The 20,790-nt window shown below is 59.4% G+C and carries 20 protein-coding genes; 12 read left to right on the top strand and 8 right to left on the bottom strand.

Annotated features, from left to right (window positions below):
- Window positions 1–96: 96 nt before the first annotated feature.
- The 7 genes from SMC7_RS07015 to SMC7_RS07045 all read left to right on the top strand — a co-directional run bounded on the left by SMC7_RS07015 (window position 97) and on the right by SMC7_RS07045 (window position 8,309).
- Window positions 97–1,131: a sugar ABC transporter substrate-binding protein gene (locus SMC7_RS07015; RefSeq protein WP_119089641.1), complete on the top strand. Its 1,035-nt coding sequence runs from the start codon at window positions 97–99 to the stop codon at window positions 1,129–1,131.
- Between the two features lie 122 nt (window positions 1,132–1,253).
- Complete coding sequence (locus SMC7_RS07020) at window positions 1,254–2,771, top strand: xylose ABC transporter ATP-binding protein (protein ID WP_119089642.1); 1,518 nt, start codon at window positions 1,254–1,256, stop codon at window positions 2,769–2,771.
- Window positions 2,772–2,800: 29 nt separating this feature from the next.
- Window positions 2,801–3,985, top strand: coding sequence for a sugar ABC transporter permease (locus tag SMC7_RS07025; RefSeq protein ID WP_119089661.1), 1,185 nt, complete (start codon window positions 2,801–2,803; stop codon window positions 3,983–3,985).
- 55 nt (window positions 3,986–4,040) lie between these two features.
- Window positions 4,041–4,988 carry a carbohydrate kinase family protein gene (locus SMC7_RS07030; RefSeq protein ID WP_165845216.1) on the top strand — a complete coding sequence of 316 codons (948 nt, stop codon included), beginning with the start codon at window positions 4,041–4,043 and terminating at the stop codon, window positions 4,986–4,988.
- A gap of 260 nt (window positions 4,989–5,248) precedes the next feature.
- The gene (locus SMC7_RS07035) at window positions 5,249–6,433 is read left to right on the top strand and encodes a Gfo/Idh/MocA family protein (protein WP_119089644.1); all 1,185 of its coding nucleotides are present in this window, start codon (window positions 5,249–5,251) and stop codon (window positions 6,431–6,433) included.
- 331 nt (window positions 6,434–6,764) lie between these two features.
- Window positions 6,765–7,406 carry a HutD family protein gene (locus SMC7_RS07040; RefSeq protein WP_119089645.1) on the top strand — a complete coding sequence of 214 codons (642 nt, stop codon included), beginning with the start codon at window positions 6,765–6,767 and terminating at the stop codon, window positions 7,404–7,406.
- Window positions 7,407–7,460: 54 nt separating this feature from the next.
- Window positions 7,461–8,309, top strand: coding sequence for an alpha/beta hydrolase (locus SMC7_RS07045; protein ID WP_119089646.1), 849 nt, complete (start codon window positions 7,461–7,463; stop codon window positions 8,307–8,309).
- A gap of 125 nt (window positions 8,310–8,434) precedes the next feature.
- Here SMC7_RS07045 and SMC7_RS07050 read toward each other — a convergent pair whose 3' ends face one another.
- From SMC7_RS07050 to SMC7_RS07060, 3 genes are read right to left on the bottom strand one after another with little or no spacing between them, the layout of a single operon-like run.
- Window positions 8,435–9,220, bottom strand: coding sequence for a toast rack family protein (locus SMC7_RS07050; protein ID WP_119089647.1), 786 nt, complete (start codon window positions 9,218–9,220; stop codon window positions 8,435–8,437).
- Window positions 9,221–9,270: 50 nt separating this feature from the next.
- A complete protein-coding gene (locus SMC7_RS07055; protein WP_119089648.1) occupies window positions 9,271–9,693 on the bottom strand; it encodes a PAS domain-containing protein in 423 nt (140 codons plus the stop codon).
- The gene (locus SMC7_RS07060) at window positions 9,690–10,691 is read right to left on the bottom strand and encodes a DUF438 domain-containing protein (RefSeq protein WP_119089649.1); all 1,002 of its coding nucleotides are present in this window, start codon (window positions 10,689–10,691) and stop codon (window positions 9,690–9,692) included. The genes SMC7_RS07055 and SMC7_RS07060 overlap by 4 nt, the downstream gene beginning before the upstream one ends.
- Window positions 10,692–10,820: 129 nt before the next feature.
- Here SMC7_RS07060 and SMC7_RS07065 point away from each other — a divergent pair, with 129 nt between their 5' ends.
- Both SMC7_RS07065 and SMC7_RS07070 read left to right on the top strand, forming a co-directional pair.
- Window positions 10,821–13,331 carry a DEAD/DEAH box helicase gene (locus tag SMC7_RS07065; protein WP_165845217.1) on the top strand — a complete coding sequence of 837 codons (2,511 nt, stop codon included), beginning with the start codon at window positions 10,821–10,823 and terminating at the stop codon, window positions 13,329–13,331.
- A gap of 69 nt (window positions 13,332–13,400) precedes the next feature.
- Window positions 13,401–13,766, top strand: coding sequence for a P-II family nitrogen regulator (locus SMC7_RS07070; protein ID WP_119089651.1), 366 nt, complete (start codon window positions 13,401–13,403; stop codon window positions 13,764–13,766).
- A gap of 30 nt (window positions 13,767–13,796) precedes the next feature.
- On the opposite strand, the gene SMC7_RS07075 is transcribed toward SMC7_RS07070, so the two are convergent.
- Window positions 13,797–14,768: a hypothetical protein gene (locus SMC7_RS07075; protein ID WP_119089652.1), complete on the bottom strand. Its 972-nt coding sequence runs from the start codon at window positions 14,766–14,768 to the stop codon at window positions 13,797–13,799.
- Between the two features lie 249 nt (window positions 14,769–15,017).
- Here SMC7_RS07075 and SMC7_RS07080 point away from each other — a divergent pair, with 249 nt between their 5' ends.
- A complete protein-coding gene (locus SMC7_RS07080) occupies window positions 15,018–16,085 on the top strand; it encodes a type IV pilus twitching motility protein PilT (protein ID WP_119089653.1) in 1,068 nt (355 codons plus the stop codon).
- A 76-nt stretch (window positions 16,086–16,161) separates the two neighbouring features.
- Here the strand turns inward: SMC7_RS07080 and SMC7_RS07085 are convergent, their stop codons facing one another.
- From SMC7_RS07085 to SMC7_RS07095, 3 genes are all read right to left on the bottom strand, one after another.
- Entirely contained in the window at window positions 16,162–16,392 is a 231-nt protein-coding gene (locus SMC7_RS07085) for a DUF2922 domain-containing protein (RefSeq protein ID WP_119089654.1), read from the bottom strand.
- 11 nt (window positions 16,393–16,403) lie between these two features.
- A complete protein-coding gene (locus SMC7_RS07090) occupies window positions 16,404–16,592 on the bottom strand; it encodes a hypothetical protein (RefSeq protein ID WP_119089655.1) in 189 nt (62 codons plus the stop codon).
- A gap of 137 nt (window positions 16,593–16,729) precedes the next feature.
- Complete coding sequence (locus SMC7_RS07095; protein ID WP_165845218.1) at window positions 16,730–17,302, bottom strand: DUF4388 domain-containing protein; 573 nt, start codon at window positions 17,300–17,302, stop codon at window positions 16,730–16,732.
- Between the two features lie 462 nt (window positions 17,303–17,764).
- On the opposite strand from SMC7_RS07095, the gene SMC7_RS07100 reads away from it, so the two are divergent.
- Together SMC7_RS07100 and SMC7_RS07105 are read left to right on the top strand one after the other, a co-directional pair.
- Complete coding sequence (locus SMC7_RS07100) at window positions 17,765–18,790, top strand: HD domain-containing phosphohydrolase (RefSeq protein ID WP_119089657.1); 1,026 nt, start codon at window positions 17,765–17,767, stop codon at window positions 18,788–18,790.
- The gene (locus SMC7_RS07105) at window positions 18,787–19,506 is read left to right on the top strand and encodes a pirin family protein (RefSeq protein WP_119089658.1); all 720 of its coding nucleotides are present in this window, start codon (window positions 18,787–18,789) and stop codon (window positions 19,504–19,506) included. Before SMC7_RS07100 ends, SMC7_RS07105 begins: the two co-directional genes overlap by 4 nt.
- A 126-nt stretch (window positions 19,507–19,632) precedes the next feature.
- Here SMC7_RS07105 and SMC7_RS07110 read toward each other — a convergent pair.
- Window positions 19,633–20,790: DEAD/DEAH box helicase (locus SMC7_RS07110; RefSeq protein WP_133298282.1), on the bottom strand; the 1,158-nt coding region annotated here is incomplete at its 5' end.

Raw genomic sequence — 20,790 nt, forward strand, 5'->3', positions numbered from 1 at the left:
GGACTTAGTGTTGGCACGCAAGGTCAGATTCTCTGCCAAGCGTGAGTTCTTATGGCACTGGCAATAATGCCAGAATCGTTCAAGGAGGAATGGCTCATGAAGAGAACGTCTAGGGCAATCGTTATACTGCTTGCCGCAATGCTGTTCGTCTCGGTCCTCGCAGGGTGCAAGACTGCCGCCCCCGTCGCCGTGGAGAAGAAGCTGAAGATCGGCCTTTCTCTTGCCACGCTGCAGGAAGAGCGGTGGGTCCGTGACAAGGATCGTATCACCAAGGATTGTGCTGACCAGGGCATCGAGCTGTTGACACAGATCGCCAACATGGATGCCGCTGCGCAGGAAAGCCAATGCGAAAACCTCTTCACTCAGGGCATCAACGTCCTCATCATTGCAGCACAGGATGCTTCTGCTGCCGCAACAATCGTCGACAAGGCGCATGCCGCCGGCGTCAAGGTCATCTGCTATGACCGCTTGGTCATGGATACCGTCAACGACGACGTCTACATCTCATTTGATAACGTGCAGGTCGGCGTGCTCCAGGGTACGTGGCTGACCAAGGCCGTTCCGAAGGGCAACTACGCCATTCTTTCCGGCGCCCCGACCGACAACAACGCCAAGCTCTTCAAGCAGGGAGCCATGAGCATCATTCAGCCTCTTGTTGACAAAGGTGACATCAAGATTGTTGCCGACCAGGCTGTTGTCGAGTGGAAGCCCGAGAACGCACTGAAGATCATGGAGAACGCACTGACGGCCAACAAGAACAACATCCAGGGCATCCTCGCTCCGAACGACGGCACAGCCGGTGGCTGCATCCAGGCGCTCGCTGCTCAGGGTCTTGCCGGCAAGGTTCCGATCACCGGTCAGGACGCTGAACTTGCCGCCGCTCAGCGTATCGTGAAGGGTACCCAGGGTATGACCGTCTTCAAGGACACTCGTATACTTGCCGATGCTGCGGTCGAAGCCGCCAAGTCGATGTTTGGTGGCTATACTCTCGCGAATGCCACCCAGACCGTTAATAACAACAAGGTGGATGTCCCTTCTATCCTGCTGACCCCCATCGCTGTCACGAAGGACAATATTGACGTTGCGCTGATCGACAGCGGATACCTCAAGAAGGCAGACGTTTACAAGTAGTAGACCATTGTACCAACCGGGGAGCGGGCAAGCCCGCTCCCCGAATGAAGTTCGAAAGCGCGTGTGTGCGGAGACCCCACCGATCGAGTGTGCGGCCCATCAAAACATGGAAGGTGAAAGGGATGGATGACTACATTCTTGAGATGAACCATATCACCAAGGAATTCCCGGGCGTCAAGGCACTCAATGACGTCAGCTTCAACGTGAAGCGAGGGGAAATCCATGCACTGGTTGGGGAAAACGGTGCCGGCAAGTCCACGCTGATGAAGGTTCTGGCAGGGGTGTATCCTTTCGGGTCCTACATTGGTGCAATGATGTTCAACGGGGCGGAGCTGCAATTTGCCGGAACGCGGGACAGCGAGAAGGCCGGCATTTCCATCATTTTCCAGGAACTTGCGCTTGTGAAGCAGATGAGCATCCGAGAGAATATCTACCTCGGAAGTGAGTTTCAGAAGAACGGCATTATCGATTGGGACGCGACGTTTGTCGCAGCAAGCAAGGTGCTGGATGAAGTCCATCTGAACCGTAACCCGCTCACCAAGGTCATCGATCTCGGTGTCGGAGAGCAGCAGCTGGTAGAGATTGCGAAAGCCGTGTCCAAGAAAGCGAGCCTGCTCATTCTCGATGAGCCGACTGCAGCGCTCACGGAAACCGAGACCGAGAATCTCATGCAGATACTCCGTGACCTTCGGGCCAAGGGAGTCTCATGCATCTACATTTCACACAAGATCTCGGAGGTTGCTCAGATCGCCGATCGCGTTACCGTCCTGCGAGATGGCAGGGCCATCGGTACCGATGATGTGAAGAACATGACCGAGGAGCGCATGATCAGGCTCATGGTCGGACACGAAATCACCCAACGCTTTCCGCGCGTCGATCATACGCCAGGCGAAACGGTTCTTGAGGTCAGGGGTTGGACGGTTCATGACCCGGACGTGCCGACGCGCAAGGTCATCGACAACGTCAGCTTCAGTGTTCGCAAGGGCGAGATTCTGGGCATTGCGGGTCTGATGGGTGCCGGACGAACGGAGTTGGCCATGTCGATCTTTGGCAGTTACGGTGTTGGACGGACTGGCGAACTCCTGTTGAACGGCAAGAAGATGGTCGCGAATAGTCCAAGTGCCTGCATCGAGAAGGGTGTGGCCTATCTGTCCGAGGACCGCAAACGATATGGGTTTATCGCCATGATGGATCTGCGCGGCAACATGACGCTTGCCAGCATGGAGAAGCTGTGGAAGAACGGTATCATCGACGGCAACGAGGAGATCCGGCGCACCGAGCAATACGTCAGGGATCTGTCCATCAAGACACCCTCTGTGGAACAGAAGGTGGGCAACCTGTCAGGCGGCAACCAGCAGAAAGTCGTCGTGGGAAAGTGGTTGATGACACAACCCAAGGTCCTCTTTCTCGATGAGCCGACGCGCGGTATCGACGTCGGCGCCAAGATCGAGATCTATAACATCATGAATCAGCTTGTCGAACAGGGCGTGTGCATCGTCATGATTTCGTCTGAACTGCCGGAGATTCTTGGCATCAGTGACCGCATTCTGGTCATGCACATGGGTCGACTGGTTGGAGACCTCTCCTGGAAGGAAGCCACGCAGGAGAAGGTCATGTACTTAGCAACGGGAGGAAGGTAACCATGGAGAACGTGAACTCAAAGACGGTCATGCAGCCGCAGAACTCACCGGGAGGTAACTGGCGCAGCCGGATGCGCATCAACGTACGGCAGTACACGATGATCATTGCGTTACTGCTCGTGTGGAGCATCTTTACTGTGCTTACCAAGCGTATCTTCATCAGCCCAAGGAACCTGTCGAACCTGTTTCTCCAGTCGGCTACAGTTGCCATCATCGCGTGCACAATGGTGCTGGTCATGGTAGCAGGCCACATCGACCTGTCGGTGGGATCCGCGGTTGGTTTCACCGGTGCTGTGGTTGCTACCCTTATTACCAAGGCGGGTTGGCCGACACTGCTGGCCATCCCGGTGACACTGCTCCTTGGTCTAGTCATCGGACTATGGCAGGGATACTGGGTGGCGTACGTTGGCGTCCCGGCGTTCATTGTTACGCTGGCAGGGCAGCTCATCATGCGTGGCGGGCTCTTGGGCGTCACCGGTGGCAACACTATCAGCCCCAACAGTGAGTTGTTCCGTCAGTTTGGCCAAGGGTATCTTCCTCAGTTGTTCATGAAGGTTGCCGGTTTCAACGATTTCAGCGCACTCATTGGCATCCTTGCCATTATCCTGTACAACGTCTCGGCGGTGCGCAGCCGCAGAGGGCGTATCAAACACGGATTTGCGGTTTCGTCCCCGCGCAAGCAGATATTGATACAAGTGAGCATGTCTGTCGTCATCGCGCTGGTATTTGCCATCATGGTTTTCTATCACGGCATCCCGTACGCCATTCTCATTGTCATGGCCATGGTTCTCATCTTCAGTTTCGTCTCACAAAACATGACATTCGGGCGGTACGTTTACGCCATTGGCGGCAACAGGGACGCCGCGCAACTCTCGGGCATCAACGTCAAGAAGACGAACTTCCTGATTTTCGTGCTTCAGGGACTTGCAGTTGCCATTGCTGGTATTGTCTATACCTCCAGACTGAACGCGGCGACGGGTGGGGCGGGTTCGGGTATGGAACTGGACGTCATCGCAGCGTGTATCATTGGCGGTACCTCGACGATGGGTGGCGAAGGCACGGTGTTCGGTGCCATCATTGGTGCTCTGGTCATGGCGTCTCTGGATAACGGCATGAGTCTGATGAACCTCGGTGTCGTCTATCAATATGTCGTCAAAGGAATTGTCCTGCTGATCGCTGTTGCGGTCGACGTCAGCACGCGGAAGAAACAGTAATGGAATGGGTAGGCAGGCCGTCTCCTCCGGCCTACCTACCCCTCAGGAGTGCGTCGTGAGCAGCAGCAAGGTCGTGGTCCTGGGTATTGTGTGTGCCGATGTCATTGCGAGACCAGTGGACGGCATGCCCGAACGCGGACTGATGGTGCCCATTGACCAGCTGGAATTGCACACGGGTGGGTGTGCTACCAACGTAGGCATCGATCTTTCCCGACTTGACGTAGCGTGCAGTGTCCTGGGGAAGATCGGGCGCGACGGTTTTGGCGATTTTGTCCTGCACACACTGGAACAGGAGGGGGTGGACGCCAGTGGTCTGCGACGTGCAGACGGTGTACAGACGTCGGCTACGGTCGTCCTGGTCGCGCCCGACGGCGAGCGCTCGTTTCTCCATTGCCTCGGTGCCAACGCCATGTTTGTTTCCGAAGATGTCGACATGGAGCTCGTGCGGTCGGCAGACATCCTGGTCGTTGCCGGGTCTCTCCTTATGCCAAAGCTGGACGGAGAGCCGACGGCGGAAGTCCTGAGAGGTGCCAGGGAAAGTGGGGCGGTGACCCTGCTCGATACGGCGTGGGACGCGTCAGGAAGATGGATGAAGTCAATCGAGATATGTCTGCCGTTCTGTGACTATTTCCTGCCAAGCGAGGCCGAGGCCGCTATGCTGAGCGGCGTCACTGAGCCGGAGGCGATGGCAGCGTCGTTTGTCGCTCGTGGCGCACGGAACGTCATCATCAAACTAGGTAACAGGGGCTGTCTTCTGCGGACAGAGGACGGTGTGATAGAGCATGTTGCTGCTCCTGTCGTTTCAGCCGTCGACACGACCGGCGCAGGCGATGCGTTTGTCGCTGGGTTCACGGCGGGCCTCGTGCACGGGTGGAATGCCTCTCGGTGCGCCCAGCTTGCCGTGACGGTCGGGGCCATGTGTGTTACCGCTATAGGGGCTTCGAGCGGTGTTCGGTCGTTCGCCGAGACGGTTCAGGTCATGGAACGGGGAGGACTGATGTAGGGGGGCCTGCAGGAGTGGACCGTTTACCGGGTGTGGCGGTAAGTCCACAGGATTTCCCGGCAGCCTCTGTTGCAAGTGGCGCGGCTGCGAAGGCAGTCGGTTCGGACACACGCACCTGGGTCAATCTGCCCGAGAGTTATCGGCCAGAACCGTGAAGAGGCCGGCAATACACACGTGGTATGAGAAACACCGTCAGCTATAGTCAGCGGTGAAGGACCAGTACAAGCGCATATCGACTCTTCTGGAAAGGGGGAAATGACATGATTGAAGGCAAGCTGAACGAGATAGGAACCAGCCTCCTGTATGGGCAGGTAGGCGGGGGACCAGGGTCTTCCATCGGCCCGGTGCATCGCACCGCTATCGCAATGAACAACCAGGCGAAGCTGGTTGCCGGAAGTTTCTCCCACGTTCCGTCGGAGACGGTCAAGGTCGCGAAGGACCTCGGCATCGACATTGACCGTGCATATGCCGATTTCCATGACATGGCCGTCAAGGAGGGAACACGCACCGAGGGCAAGATTGACTTCATCGTCATCACGGTTCCCAACCACATCCACTTTGCGGTAGCCAAGGCATTCCTCGAGCAAGGCATCAATGTCGTGTGTGAGAAGCCGATGGTGTTCACCGAGGAGGAGGCGAAGGAACTGGTCGCACTTGCCAGTGCACACAAGGCTGAGTTCATGGTGACGTATACGTATACCGGCTACCCAATGGTGCGCGAAGCCCGGAACCTCGTCAGAACTGGCGCTCTCGGGACTCTCCGCGTCGTGGCTGCAGAGTACCCGCAGGGATGGCTGGCCGAGCCCATCGAACGCGCAGGTACCAACCGCCAGGCCGTCTGGCGGACGGACCCGAAGTATGCCGGTGTGTCTTGCTGCGTTGGCGACATCGGCACGCACGTCGAGAACCTGGTGCACTTCATTACGGGACTGGAAATCGACAAGCTGGCAGCCAGCCTCGAGACGTTCGTCGAGGGACGTCCACTCGACGACAACGCTTATATACTCCTGAAGTACAAGGGTGGAGCATCGGGGAGCTACTGGTCGTCGCAGGTGGCCATCGGCGAGGAGAACGCCCTCCGTATCCGCGCGTACGGGACGGTTGGCGCCATCGAGTGGGAGCAGGAAAATCCCAACGTTCTCCGCTTCCAGAAGAAGGGCGGCCCCTTACAACTGCTGACTCGTGGCAGCGAATACCTCTCGGCTGCTGCCGGGCACGTTACACGCCTTGGTGCCGGCCACCCCGAAGGGTACTTCGAGGCGTTTGCAAACCTGTACAGGAACTTCTGCAATGTGCTCATGGCGAGGAAACAGGGCCGCACCCCGGACCCACTAGACGTCTTCCCGACCGTTATCGACGGCGCTCGCGGGATCAAGTTCGTGTTCGATTGCGTGAAGAGCAGTAAGGAAGGTGCGACATGGGTGGACGCCTCCTTCGACATCTAACTGGCCGTTCCCGGCCAAGATCATCCTGTCGACCGACCTGATGACGAAGGACAACGCAGCCAAGTACTACGTTCCGGATTCGATCTACTAGAACCTGATACTTGCGTTCTCTCTACTGCCCGGACGGGACTCCCGTCCGGGCAGTTCCGTTACAGGTCCAGCGACCACAGCTTGGGTGATGACAGGAGGATCGCCAGCCGACTCGCCATGATTAGGGTTGCCTGCTCGAACAGCCCGGTTCTTCGTGGCTGGCGTGGTATACTGAACAAACAGGATAATGGGCGATGCAGACAGCGGTCTGTAGTGCAGGAGAGACGGGAGATGCTCCGTGATGAGGGAAGACATGGCGTATGCTGTGGAACTGGTGCGGCAAGATCAGCAACACACCAGTACCTGGAACGGAGGGACAACGACTGAGATTGCCATTTATCCGAAGAATGCTGTCTACAGCCGTCGTGATTTCATGTGGCGAATCAGTTCGGCCAACGTCGAATCAGAGGAATCAGAATTCACTTCACTGCCCGGGACCTGGAGGCTGATCATGGTTCTCGAGGGAGATATGACCCTTGGGCATGAGCATCATCACAGCGTGCGGCTACGACCATTTCAACAGGATGCGTTTGCTGGGGATTGGATGACGAGAAGCAGAGGGACGGCCAGGGATTTCAACATCATGCTGTCAGCAGCCTGTACCGGGCAGATGCAAGCTGTCAGCGTGCAAGGACAATCAGGTCTGGCGATACCTGGAGAGACACTCCAAAAGCGCGATGAAGGTAAGAAAGCCGTGCACGTCGTATATGGCGTGGATGGCACGATTGTCGCCAGTGCTGGTACCGATGAGACGTGGAGAATAAACACGGGGGATGCATTGCTTCTCACGACCGACCATCAAGGAGCCACAAAAAGTGTGAGGCTGCTCAATCAGGACAATGCCCCCGTCCATGTTCTGCTGGCAACCATATGGTATGAGTAAGTTCCCCGGTGGACCTTATACTGTCATGAGTAGTGACACGGAGTCTGGGAGGCAATGATGCACGGTGATGAGTTCCGGTATCGCAGCAAGGATGACCTGAACCTGTACGCTCGCGTGTGGAGGCCCGAAGGGGACGTGCGCGGCGTGGTCGCTCTGGTACACGGTCTGGGCGAGTATGGGGGCCGGTACGTGGATATCGGACACAGCTTCGTGGACCGGGGGTATGCGTTTGTGGCAGGGGACCTGCGGGGACATGGCATGTCCGAGGGCAGGCGTGCGTTCGCTGCACGACTCGACGACTTCATGGACGATCTGGACCAGTATTGTGACGAGGTCAGGACACGCTTTCCTGGCAAGCCGCTGTTCCTGTACGGCTTCAGCATGGGTTCGACCCTTGGTGTCGCATATCTTGTCCGAAGACATCCACGCCTGGCGGGCGTTATTCTGTGCAGCGGCGGCTTTGTGATGCCGCCGGCGTCAGCGGCTGCCATGAGCAAGGTCAAAGCACTGCGGCACCTAGTGCCAACGATGGCTGTCAGCAATGGCATGGGTGCCATGCGAGACAAGGTCTGTCATGACGTCACCGTGCTGGACGCATATGACGCCGACCCGCTGGTGTACAAAAAGATCACCGTCGGATTGGCCGCAGTCATCGGGGAAGCCAATGCGGAGGCACTTGTGCGCGCCGGGGAGATCCAGGTTCCCTTGCTGGTGATGCATGGCGAGGACGATGTCATTGCGCTGCCCGAAGGGTCGCAGCGTCTTGCCGCGGGGGCCTCGGGAGATGTAACGCTTAAGCTGTGGCCCGGACTGTATCACTTCATCCACCATGAACCGGACGGAGCCAAGGAGCGCGTGCTGGCTTTCGCGGCCGACTGGCTCGACGCGCACGTCACGGGCTAGCGCTCGACGCAGCGAGTCATGTAAACGCCAGAAAGAAGAATCGCCCCCGCTCAGGCGAGGGCGATTGCTGTCTCGATGCAGCGGCCGTGTCTCCGGGGACTAGTTGTGCCCAGGAGGAAGCAATGTCAGCCTACGGTGTCCAGTGTCACTTCACCGACGCCGACCTGAATGTCGATGTCGAGAGCCAGCGTCGCGCCGGGAGCGTAGTTGATATAGTTGTGGCCGTCCTGCACGAAGCCCCGGGCATTGACGCCGCCAATGGCCTTGTCTACGTGGATACGGGTCGGCGTGGTTCGCGGTATGTGCATCTGCAGAGCTCCGACGCCGCTATGGACACTCCCGTGCGCTGGTGCAGTCGGCGAGCCCCTGATTTCGAGGTCGAGCCGCCCCGCTCCTGTCTGCAGGTCGAAGTGCTCGAGCCTGGACGCGAGGATGATGGTGCGACCCTGGCCGGCTCCCGTCCGTACCCGCAGTTGTTGGACCGGGACGGTACTCAGGTCGATGTCAGTCGTTCCCGCCCCCGACTCCAGGTCGATGGTCGCAGGGACATTGTCCGCACAGCGCAGGTGCCACTCATAGCGCATATGGGGCGTCGGCACAACCAGCTGGCCTGACGGCTGAGTGATGCTGGCCTCGAGGATACCATCGTTCGTGCGGTAGACGAACTCCGGTTCCAGTTCCGGCTGGTTGCTGACGAAGTCGGCATCCAGGAGTCCGACGGCTCCCCCTTGCAGTGACAGCACGCCCGCCCCCATGCGCACGTGCAGGTCCGTGCGTCGCGTGTCTTCCCTTGGAATACTGCGGTGCTCCGTGCGAAGTCCTCCCGTCTCGGAGCTCCCGAACACTCCCTGTTTCCACAGGACAGCCGCAAGCACGGCGAGTCCTCCAACCACGACAAACGGCCCCATCATGAGTACACCTCCGTATGTAATATGTAACGTATCGCTAGTCCAAATCTGGCTCAGACGCCCGGTTCGCCCTCGAGTTTCTTTTCGCCCTGAAGGGCACGGATCTCGGTGCAGTCCTGAGAAACCTCGAGGGTCCCCTGGTAGGTACCGTCCTTGCCGCAGACGGCGAAATATCGGATGTAGATGAACTTGCCGCCCGCTTCTAGCCAGAAGTCCGCCGTAGAGCGCTTTTTCGCACGGAAATCGTCCAGAATCCGCTGGACCTTGTCGACGCTCTGGGGCGGGTGGCAGCGCTGCACCCTGCGCCCAATGTCCAGCCGTGTGCGTGGAAAGATGCGCCCCGCGGCAGGCAGGTTAAAGTAGGTCACCTCGTCGTCCGCGTTCACAAACGAGACGTCGACGGGCAGGGTGTCGAACAGCGCAAACAGTATGTCGAGGTCCATACCCTCGAACAGGTCGAGACTAGTATCGCTCATCGGTTTTCCTCTCCTGGGAGTGCGAAGAACCCCAGTTCCTGGGATTCCTGCTGAAGGTCCTGCCAATCTTTCTCGGATAGCAGGTCGAGTGCTACGTTGTACAGAATCTCCTGTTCTTTCTTTGCGTGCTGGACGAAGGTTTCCAGCCAGTGCTGAAACGCTCCTGCCAGCACCTGTGCGAACTGCGCGTAAGGCAGGGCATCAGGCGCCCCCAGGATCGTCTTATCGATGACGTCGCGCGTCGCCTTCATGCGGTTGTGTTCGGACCACATGATGGCGGGCGGTTCTTCAACGCCGTACCGTTCCAGCAGGGGGAACAGCGTGTTCTCCTGCCGGGCGTCATGGCTCTGGGCGGCGTACAGATGCTGCATCAGGGTGCGCAGCTCGGCGAGGGGAGCTTCTGCCTCTGCGTACCCGTTCAGCGCGCCAAGTGCCCTGGTCAGGGTGAGTCCCTGCTCGAGCCAGGCGATGATGACATCCTGTTCGCGGATGAAGCGCTCAAGCGGATGGCCATCCGGAACCACGGTACGCGAGCTTGCCAGCTGGTCACGGAAGACGTCCATGTGGACGTCACACGCTTCCATGAGCTGGTCGGTGGAAAACCCCTCACGTGCCAGCTCCGCCTCGGCAGTCGCGATGAGAAGGGGGTCCGCTCTGGCGATCAGTTCCTTGAATTGCGCCTTGCACGTGGCAGGGTCTTCGCCGGAGTATAGTCTCCGGAGGACAGCCTTGAGGTCCTCCTTGAGCTTGGCCGGAGCCTCTCCCGATGTGGCTGGTGCGGCCCCCTCAGTGTCACTGCGGACCATCGCCGCTTCCAACTCTTCTACGGTCCAGCCGGCGCGTTCCGCGACCTTCCGCAGATCGGTGCGGGGGGCCATGAGACCGATGACGACCGGGTTACCGAGGAGCTTCAGTTGTGGATTGATCGACGCGAGATAAGCCGCTGCCCGTGGGTGTTCGGTCAGGACAGCGGAGAGTTTTGTCGTCGGTTTGTACACTAGGTTACCTCCCGTAAGGAACGCTGCATGCCAGGAAAATTGTGTGTGTCATGCGTTCAGTATACAGGAAACCCCGTGGCGGTATAATGAATACTCGCGTGGCACAACACCGCGATGACAGGAGCCCGCATGAATGAAGAACTGGCAGTCCATATCGCGGCGTTCGCCGCTGCAATCGAGGACGAAGTCACCGCCGAGAAAGCCTCCGAGCGGACGAATCGCCATTCCCTCGTCGAGGGCACACTGGTGTCGGACAGCGGCGACGAAAACTTCCTCTATTTCTTCAGCACTCCATATGAGGTCAACTTGCCCGAGGAAGCCATGGTACAGCTCGAGGTGGACGGCCGTGTCGTGCAGGGGGTCTACGTGGGCGGGGGCCGGGACCTGGTGTCTATTGCCTCGAGCGAGTTCCTGGGGGCCCGGGTGCGTGCGGCCACCATGATTGCTACACCATGGGAACTGCTGCTGAAGCTGGAAGACAGGCTGAACGCGCTCAAGGACGAAGACGATTGCGGCCGGGCCCTTGCCCTGCTCAGTTCTCCCGCTCCCGGGGATAGTCTACCCGAGCTGAACGGCGCCTTTGTGGACAACCGGTGGCTGGACTCATCGCAGCGGGACGCACTGCAGAAGGTCGCTGAGCGCGATGTCAGCTTTATCTGGGGTCCTCCGGGCACCGGCAAGACGCGGACCGTCGCTTACCTCGTGCGCGAACTCATCGAGCGCCATAAGAGTGTCCTGCTGCTGGCACACAGCAACGCGGCAGTCGACGTTGCGACGCTTGCCGTGGTGAACGCCTGCCGGGGAACACCGTACCTTTCCCAGGGCGCCCTGATCCGGTATGGCATCATCACCAGGCGCGACCTCCTGGTCGAGTCCGACATCAACCCGCTCAACATCCTTGCCAGGCGCAACGTTGATGCAGAGCGCTTTGTTGGTCTTCAGTCTAGGCGGCGTGACCTGCTGGAACACGCGAAGCGAGAGGAGCTGTTCGACACCGCCGAGTTCGAGACAGTGCGGGGCGACATGGGCAAACTGCGCCACCGTGTCGACAAGGAATTGAAGAAACTGGTCTCGGAGACGCAGGTCGTCGCGACGACGCTGACAAAAATGGCCTTGTCGGACGAACTGATGGAACGCTCGTTCGACGTCGTCATCATCGACGAGGCGAGCATGTCGCTGGTGCCGTATGACGTACTGGCCGCCTCGAGGGCACAGGGCAAGATCGTTTTCGCGGGAGACTTCATGCAGCTGCCCCCGATTGCCTCCGGCACGACGCCCGCCGTTCGCGAGTGGCTCCAGCGGGACATCTATCAGGTGCGGGGCATCACGAGCGCGGTGCGCGCGGGTCAGGACGTGCCGGACATGGCCATGCTGCGCACGCAATACCGCATGCACCCGTCCATCCGTTCGGCCGTGAGCCGGCTGTTTTACCAGGACCGGCTGGACGACGGTGAGCGCATCATCGTCCATACCAGCTCGATTGCACGCCTTGCTCCATTCGAGGGACAGGCCATGGCCGCCGTAGACACTTCACTGCTGCAGACCCGGTGCTACCGAGAGGTCAAGGGGTACTCGCGCCTCAACCTGGTGGAGGCGGTCACAGTGATGACGATGGCCGCCGGCATGCTCTCGCGCTACCCGGACATCAGCATCGGGGTCGTGACGCCCTATGCCGTCCAGGCACGTCTGCTGGGGACCATGGCGCGCGAACTGGCCCTGGACCGGGACCGACTGACGATCTCGACGGTCCACCGCTACCAGGGGTCTGAGGTGGACGTCGTCATTCTCTCGCTGACCGACGGAGAACCACAGTGGTCCATGTCGACACTGACACGGGGCAATCTGGAGGACTGGGACGTCGACCCGGCGCCTCGTCTCTTGAACGTCGCACTCAGCCGTGCACGTGGCAAGTTCATCCTGGTGGGCGACCTTGATTTCGTGCACGACCGTGGGGCGCAGGATTCCGTCCTGAGGCATATTGTCAGCATCATCGAGCAGGAGGGGGCCGTGCGCCGCATCGACCCGAGGGCTCTCAGCGACATCCGGGAGTGGTTACCCAACCGTGTCGTGGACGGCCAGCGTATCGTTGTGGGCGAACGTGCCCGTCATCAGGGCTGGCTGCTCGAACGGGCGCGCGCGGCGCGCCGCACGGTGACCGTGGGTGTGCCGCAGGGCGCCCATGTCTCGCCTCTCATGGCGCGTCTGCTGGCGTCGGTTTCACCAGACTGCCGTCTGCACTACGCCGATCATGACGGTCTGCGCGTAGCTGCGCGGCACTTCGGTGCGTCCGAGACGTATCCCGGTGAAGGCATCCTCGAGAGCTTCATTCAGATCGGTTCCCATCCGCTGCTACTGGAGGGGACGCTGGAACGTGGGGCGCGCTCGGCATACTTGGCGCTCGACCTGCCTGCGACGAACTGGTTCTTCCTCAAGAACGCAGGGTTCGTCCCCGAGTCCTTGCTTGGGCGCAATCCTGAAGCTGCGAAGGGCAAGGGGCGCAGACGCCGTGGACTCGGGGATGACATGACGGCGCGGGACACTGCGTCCGCGTCCGCAGCTCATCGCAGCGTAACGCCTGCGCAGCCCGAAGAGACGCCTCTGCCGCTTGCCGATGGGGAGCTCCTGGACCCCAGTCCATAGTGCGACAGTTGACAGGAGGCTGTCCTTCGCCACACTGATACCGAAGATACAAGTTTTCGGGAGGTGCTGATGTTCCTGCTGGTTGCCGTGCTGAACAGTGATGCGCATGTGCGTAAGGTACTTGAGGGTTTTACTGCCATTGATGTCGGTGGCGCAACTGTCATTGACAGCAGAGGCATGGGTCAGATGCTTGCGGCCGACATTCCGATCGTGGCCGGTATTGCTCGCCTTCTCGGTGGTTCGCCGGTGCAGGAGAGCAGCAGAACGATTTTCTCGGTCATCAACAATTCTGAAACCCTGGACCGCGCCAAGAAGGTCGTACTGGACGCAGTCGGGGACATGACCCAGAAGGGTGTCGGCATCATGTTCGTCGTCCCCGTTGCCGAGGCGTACGGGCTGATCGAGCCGGAACCGCTACCTCCGAATATTCCCTAGTCGGAACTCGCTTCGGGCCGGAATCGCTTGCTAGCTGGTCGGACGGATCCCGATGGCCTGTCGCAAGGACTCGAACTGGGCTAGCTCCATGAAATTGCTGGTAGCCGCAGTGAGCGAGGGCGTTTCGTCGAAGTCGGCGCGGGTTTGCAGCACGACATCCAGGATGCGCGAACGCAGGAGGTGACATGTGTCCTCGATGCGCTTTCGTTCGCCTTCCCCTCCCTCGGCGCAGAACACCTCTATCTCGAGCCGTTCCACGAATTCAACGACTGGATCGTCCGCTGACGCTGATTCGTCGGCAGCCTGGACGATTGTCGCCAACGGGATCACGTGGTCTACGAGGACGTAGTAGCCAAGCTGAAGAAGTCCCGCCACCGTCAACCGTGGCTGCATGCCTGCGAACCTGTCTCCGTAGCTGGTTGCCAGCTCGCGCTCGTAACGAGTGATGTTGGCGGCCATCAAGTCTACAGCCTGCTGGGCTGTCAGAGCCTGTTCGTCTGTCGAACCGGCTGCACCCTCTTCCTGAAGGTCAGCATCAGGAGCCGTGCATTCCAGCACAGAGGTTGTGCATTCGCGGTACAAGTCGATGAGCGTCCTCAGGACGGCGTGGGCGAAGAACCCGTTTTCGTCGACAAGATGACTGGTTGCGGCTCCAGACGCCGCCGATCTTCTGGTCACTTCGGCGTCGACGGCCTTGCGGTCCGGACCGTCCTGTGACGAGAACCAGAGAGCAACGTCCGGATAGGCTGCGAGAAACCATGTTGGGAAACCGGTGGGATGCTGCATCGACAAGGCCATCCTGGCCGCCGACGGGGTCGGCTGAACTCCATTCTCCTCGACCGCCTGTTCCATCAGCGCAGCCACATTGGCCAGATAGACGGATGGCGCAATGCTGTCGGGCATGAAGAACTCGCGGGCGTAGTGCTCGAACTGCTCAGCCTGCTGGTCCCCTTGTGGCAGATCTGTGATGCTATTTTCCCAGATGCGTGTGTTGATGTTCATGACAGGCCTCCCAGTGGATGAGCACGGTCATGCGCTCCATGACTATAAGTTCATGCTACTGCCCCCAAGCAGGTTTGTCAATCATGCCCGGTTGTGGAAGCGCACAGCTACCTGGAGGCTGAACAGCCTACGTTGGCAATGGTCAAGCCAGGGATATGTGTCTCATAACTGGAAGAAACGAGTGTCCTGCTATACTAAATAGAGGCGCGGTACAAGGATTCACTGTCCGGCCGATTTGTGGAGGTACTGATGGAAGAACTCAACAGGGCACCCGTAGAAATCAGGGGCCTGGACGATATCCTGAAGATCGTTGTGGATCGAGGGGCTTCGGACCTGCATCTGCAGGCGGGAACGCCGCCCATGCTGCGTCTCCACAAGCATCTGTTGCCGATTGGTACCGAGATGATGTCGGGAGGCGCCATCGAAGCGCTCGTGTACCCCATCATGAACGACGATCAGAAGGCTGTGTTCAAGCAGCATCTGGACTTCGACTTCTCTTACTCGGTCAAGGGACTGGCACGGTTCCGCGTGAACGTGTTCCGCCAGAGGGGCACGATGGCCGTGACCATGCGGCGCATCCCATTCACCATCCCCGACCTCGATTCGCTCGGGTTGCCGGACGTCGTGAAGGATCTCATCAAGCTGGAGAAGGGTTTTGTGCTCGTGACGGGCCCGACCGGCCACGGCAAGTCGACGACGCTTGCGGCGATGATCGACAAGATCAACCAGGAACGCGATGTGCATACGGTCACCGTCGAGGACCCCGTTGAGTTCCTGTTCCAGCACCGCAAGGGCATCGTGGTTCAGCGAGAGCTGGGCGAGGACACGGAATCGTTCGCGCATGCTCTGCGCGCTGTGTTGCGAGAGGACCCCGACATCATCCTCGTGGGAGAACTGCGAGACCTGGAGACAATTGCGGCAGCTCTGACGGCAGCCGAGACTGGACACCTGGTGTTCGGGACCCTGCACACCAATTCGGCTCCGCAGTCCATCGATCGCATTATCGACGTCTTTCCCGCCGCACAGCAGGGGCAGATCCGCATCCAGCTGGCAAATGTCCTGTCGGCCATCGTGACACAGCAACTGCTGACGCGCAAGGACGGCAATGGGCTGGTCGTGGCCACGGAAGTACTGATAGCGACACCGGCCGTCCGGAACCTCATCCGTGAGAACAAGTCCTACCAGATCGTCTCCACGATGCAGACGAGCGGCGCCTTGGGGATGATGACCATGGAGAAGTGCGTCAAGGACCTTGTAGCCAGGGGGATCGTTGCGGCCGACGTGGCCCTGCGGGCGGGAGTCAACGTCAAGGACTAGACTGACGTTGGAAATGCAGAAGGGGCGCAGCCATGGCTGCGCCCCTTCTTGTTATGCCCTGATGGATACGCGGTTGTTACGAGATGACGTCTGTCACCTGACGCGTGACGATGCCGGCGCTTTCGATGCTCGTGAGCATGCCATTCTTTCCGCTGATCAGCTGGCCGTCGATGAACTGCTGCATCACCGGACGGATCAGAGCATCCGTGAGGTTGGGCTTGGGGCTATTGAACTCCATTGCATAGCTCTTGCCGGGTGTGTCGGTGCCGAACACGAGGCGAAGGACGGTGGTCTGAGAATCAGCCATGGGTTACCTCCTTACTCCACGAATGCGGACCGCCTGTTGCGTACGATGGCGGCCGTCTGCTCAGTGAGCAGAGTCATAAGCTGTCCGGCGCACGCGTATGCGACGGCGTCTGTGGCAAGTGGGTTGACGTAGGCGATGGTCTCACCCTTCGTGCTGACGAACGTGATGCGGATCGTTCCTGCCTGGTCCTGGACGGTCATCTGTGCCTCCTGTGTTCTGGATTTCGGGTACCCGTCTCTCTTATGAGGCACCCATCAACAGAAAGGTCCAGAGTGAGCCTGTGATGCTGTTCGCGCTTGGTGTCACCCGGTTGGAGGGGTCAGTTCAGCCGGTTATCTCACTGGCCGACGGTTGGCACGGCGGGGCCGGCGACGAGGAGGCCTCGTTCCATGAGCTGCCGGACGATTCGCATCGAATCTACGGTAGGTGCAGTATTCGTTGCGATGAGATCGTTCAGGGTCATGCCATCGCGCGTGACGGCCAGCAGGCGGAACTCCTCGACACTGATGTGGATGGTGTCATCGGCAGGGACGGCGTGACTGAATGCTACGCCGGCGGCAGGAAGGGTTGCGCCCAGAGATTTCATTGCGTTGCGTGCCTCGTCGATGGTCGCCAGCGCAACTTCCATGGCAACCGGGACGGTCTCGTCCTGAGGGGAGAGTGCGCTGTCGACGCTGAACTCGAATGAGCCTTCCACACATATTGCCGCCTCACGCAAAGCGTCAAGCCCGCGAAGAGAGCCACACTGGACCGATGCTATCTCCCCGCCCAGAAAGGACAGGTCGACCCGGCGCAGCATTGCCACCGGCGTCGTGACTGCGAGACGCAGTGTGCCTGTCTTGTGACCGTTCCGAATCAGGCCAAGGATGGCCTCGAGTGAGAAGTCCCTCAGCGTTCCACGTAGCTCCATTTCGTGCTCCCCTTGTGGTCGCCCGTGATTGTCGGCATCGGCGTTCCACGTGAGCGCTGGGCAGGCCTGTAACTTTATGGTATGCCACCTCGCCCCTTTTGCAACAGTATTGTCGCAGGTAAAATGGCGTAGATGGTATGGTGGAAGGGAGCACATATCAAAGTTTGATCTGCAGCGCTTCTTTCGGCTTCTTGCACAAATTGTGAACGATTGTGTGTGAGACCTGGTCTTGTGTGCCGCGATGAACCCGCTATGATGACGAACGCGTTAGATGAGAAGGTTCCGACTTTCTTTCTCCAACCAACTTACTACAATGGCGAGAGGCGTCAGCCTTTCGCCTTTTCTATTTCCCCTCAGCAGTGACGCCCATTCCTGCTGTCTCAGCTGACATTGTTTTACTTGACACCACAACGCGCTAGACTTTCTTGAAGGAACGTGGTACGTGACGCCTAGGAGGCGCATATGGCTCAGGATGAAGGTGAACTGATACGATTGGCTCTCGAACAGCTTCCTGACGGCGTCGTCGTGGCCGATGCTCTTGATCATGTTGTTACGCTCAACGCTCAGGCGCGACTTATCAGGGGTCCGCGGCCGGATGCCAGCATTGCTTTTCCCCTGCTTTTTGCAGGCTCAGTGACCGAGGACATCGAACAGGGTCTTGGAGCACTCCGGACAGGAACAGCGACGGAGTTCTCGGTTGTCGAGGGCAACCCGTCGACAGGCAGGGTCTATGAACACCGATGCGTCCCCGTGAAAGCGCCGGGAGGTATCTATGCTGGTACTACCGTTACATCTCACGACGTGACAGACCGGCAGCTTCAGGATGCTCGTCAGGAAGCGCGATTCTGTGGGCTTCAGCAGCAGGTCGCGGCCCTGCAGGATGCGCTGCAGGAACGCTTTGTGGACGGCATGATCACGCTGGTCGACGCACTCGAGGCTCGAGATCGATATACGTGCGGGCATTCCACCCGAGTCGCCTTCATGGCCGGCAAGGTTGCTCGCAGGGTCCTGGGCCATGCCGCCGATGCGGCCGAGATCCAGCTGGCCGCCCGTCTCCACGATATCGGCAAGGTAGCGGTCCCCGACCGTCTGCTGGACAAGCCATCCAGTCTGACGGCGGAAGAGGTGGTGCTCATGGACACGCATCCTCTGGTCGGCGAGAGCATCCTTCGCCCCATCGCGCAGCTGCGCAATGTTGCGGGTATTATCCGCAATCACCATGAGCGATGGGATGGAGCAGGCTATCCAGATGGCTTGTCAGGAGAACGTATTCCGGTCGGCTCTCGAATTCTAGCTCTCGCCGACACATTCGATGCAATGACGTCTCAGCGTCCATATCGCAGCTCTCTCTCGGTGGCAGAGGCCCGGGAGGAAATCGCAAGACACCTTGGGACGCAGTTCGATCCTACAGTCGGGCTGACATTTCTCGACATGATCGGTGCTGGCGAGATTCTATCCGAGGACCAGCTTGACAGCGAGGCTGGATGATCCGCCGCGTAGCCTCGCAGAAGCGACACCTCGCCGCGTCGCAGAGTGCCGAGAACTTCCTGCTGTTCTCGTATGGCGACTACTTCGAGCCCGGAAACGTCCGCTGGGGTGGTCTCCGGTTTTTCAACGATGACCTTATCCACCCCGCGTGTGGTTTTCCGCTCCACTTCCATGACGAGATTGAGGTCGTCACCATCGTCGTGGCAGGGGAGATACGACAGCGGCAGGGGGTTCAGCCTCCGGTACGCCTTCGTCCAGGAGATGTCCAGGTCCTGTCTGCTGGGACCGGCGTCCGTCACGCGGAGATGAACGAGTGCCCGGGACAAGCCCATTTGTATCAGGTGGGGATTTTTCCGCGGGCGCCGGGACTGATGCCGACTCATGCTGAGGCTTCATTTGGAGCGCTTCCTCCCCCCAACGAACTGGTCGCAGTCGCCTCTGGTCAGAACAAGGTAGGGGCGATTCCGATGAACGCGGATGCAACCGTTTTCGTCGGCTCCCTCGAACCCTACCAAATGATCGAATACCGGATGACCCCGGACCGTCGCGCATTTCTCTACCTGACCCGCGGTGCTCTGACTGTTAATGGGGTCGACTATGAGGTAGGCGATCAGGCGCGCATAGCGGACGAGCCCGAGTTCATGGTGGGGGCGATCGACCACTCGGACTTCGTCCTCGTGGATGTGCCGACGCTCGGGCAGACGATTCACGAATAGCGTACCGGAACAGGTACAAGTCGCGGAAAAAAGCGAGGGGCCCCAGACGGGGCCCCTGCGAAGGAGGGCATGTGATAACGTTTGGCGCTATCACAACCTTATTATATCACTTCTCTGCAAACGCTGTCAAGAGGTCCGGATATTGGCCGGTCTTCTTGTCTCTGACCGATGATTCAAGCTCTTTGGCAGATTCATGCTATTTTCATGATGTTTCGGTGCTGAAGCGGACTGACCGTCACGACCGGCCGAACGCTGAGGGCGGCTGGAACCCGTACTGGGTCTGGGGTCCCAGGCAAACTCGGTTTCGCGCCTTGGAGCCGGGGCCCTGTAGTCGAAGCCGGAGAGAGTACGCCGTTCGATGGGCGTTCCCAGAACCTTCTCAATATCACGGACCAGGATCGTGTCTTCGTCTGTGACGAGGGTGAACGCATCTCCCGAATGGAGAGCCCGGCCGGTACGCCCGATGCGATGGGTGTAGGCGTCCGTCGTGTCCGGGATGTCATAGTTGATGACGTGCGAGATCTGCGTTACATCGATGCCGCGGGCCGCGATATCGGTAGCGACCAGCACCTTGTAGCTGCCGTCACGAAAGCCGTCCAATGCTGCCTGGCGTGCGCGCTGTGACAGATTGCCCTGCAGCGACGTCGCGCGGTAGCCTTCCTTCGCCAGCTTCTCGCCAAGCTTTTTGGCACGGTGCTTGGTCCGTGTGAAGATCAGAACCGACTCCGTGTCAGTGTTCCTCAGCAACTCGATGAGCAGCGGTGTCTTGAGGTGCTGTGGCACCGGGTAGAGAGCATGTGAAACCGTTTCTACCGGAGCGGAGTGTCCAATCTGGATCGTCACGGGGTCATGCAGGATAGCGTCGGCCAGATGGCGGATGTCCTCCGGCATGGTGGCGCTGTACAACAGGTTCTGGCGCTGGGCAGGGAGGTTCTTGATGATGCGGCGGACGTCGGGCAGGAAGCCCATGTCCAGCATCATGTCCGCTTCGTCGAGGACGAGGACCTGTATCTTCGTGAGGTCGACCGTGCCTTGGCTGATATGGTCCAGCAAGCGACCGGGGCAGGCGACGACAATGTCGACGCCGCGCCGGAGCGCATCGATCTGTGGGTTGATGCCGACGCCGCCGTAGATGGTGAGAACGGTGAGGCGAGCCTTGCGGCCCAGGTCACGGAAGTCCTCGGCGATCTGTTCTGCCAGTTCTCGGGTTGGGGCGACGATAAGGGCGCGCAGCGAACCGCGTGGCCCCGTCAGCAGGCGGTCCATGATCGGAAGTGCATATGC

The organism is Candidatus Cryosericum terrychapinii (assembly GCF_003570925.1).
Taxonomy (GTDB): domain Bacteria; phylum Caldisericota; class Caldisericia; order Cryosericales; family Cryosericaceae; genus Cryosericum; species Cryosericum terrychapinii.

Coding starts and splice junctions, on each gene's coding strand:
- SMC7_RS07065 (WP_165845217.1), top strand. CDS start 10,821: ATGAATGAAGAACTGGCAGTCCATATCGCGGCGTTCGCCGCTGCAATC.
- SMC7_RS07090 (WP_119089655.1), bottom strand. CDS start 16,592: ATGACCGTCCAGGACCAGGCAGGAACGATCCGCATCACGTTCGTCAGC.
- SMC7_RS07080 (WP_119089653.1), top strand. CDS start 15,018: ATGGAAGAACTCAACAGGGCACCCGTAGAAATCAGGGGCCTGGACGAT.
- SMC7_RS07050 (WP_119089647.1), bottom strand. CDS start 9,220: ATGATGGGGCCGTTTGTCGTGGTTGGAGGACTCGCCGTGCTTGCGGCT.
- SMC7_RS07035 (WP_119089644.1), top strand. CDS start 5,249: ATGATTGAAGGCAAGCTGAACGAGATAGGAACCAGCCTCCTGTATGGG.
- SMC7_RS07100 (WP_119089657.1), top strand. CDS start 17,765: ATGGCTCAGGATGAAGGTGAACTGATACGATTGGCTCTCGAACAGCTT.
- SMC7_RS07105 (WP_119089658.1), top strand. CDS start 18,787: ATGATCCGCCGCGTAGCCTCGCAGAAGCGACACCTCGCCGCGTCGCAG.
- SMC7_RS07025 (WP_119089661.1), top strand. CDS start 2,801: ATGCAGCCGCAGAACTCACCGGGAGGTAACTGGCGCAGCCGGATGCGC.
- SMC7_RS07055 (WP_119089648.1), bottom strand. CDS start 9,693: ATGAGCGATACTAGTCTCGACCTGTTCGAGGGTATGGACCTCGACATA.
- SMC7_RS07045 (WP_119089646.1), top strand. CDS start 7,461: ATGATGCACGGTGATGAGTTCCGGTATCGCAGCAAGGATGACCTGAAC.
- SMC7_RS07070 (WP_119089651.1), top strand. CDS start 13,401: ATGTTCCTGCTGGTTGCCGTGCTGAACAGTGATGCGCATGTGCGTAAG.
- SMC7_RS07020 (WP_119089642.1), top strand. CDS start 1,254: ATGGATGACTACATTCTTGAGATGAACCATATCACCAAGGAATTCCCG.
- SMC7_RS07040 (WP_119089645.1), top strand. CDS start 6,765: ATGAGGGAAGACATGGCGTATGCTGTGGAACTGGTGCGGCAAGATCAG.
- SMC7_RS07075 (WP_119089652.1), bottom strand. CDS start 14,768: ATGAACATCAACACACGCATCTGGGAAAATAGCATCACAGATCTGCCA.
- SMC7_RS07095 (WP_165845218.1), bottom strand. CDS start 17,302: ATGGAGCTACGTGGAACGCTGAGGGACTTCTCACTCGAGGCCATCCTT.
- SMC7_RS07015 (WP_119089641.1), top strand. CDS start 97: ATGAAGAGAACGTCTAGGGCAATCGTTATACTGCTTGCCGCAATGCTG.
- SMC7_RS07085 (WP_119089654.1), bottom strand. CDS start 16,392: ATGGCTGATTCTCAGACCACCGTCCTTCGCCTCGTGTTCGGCACCGAC.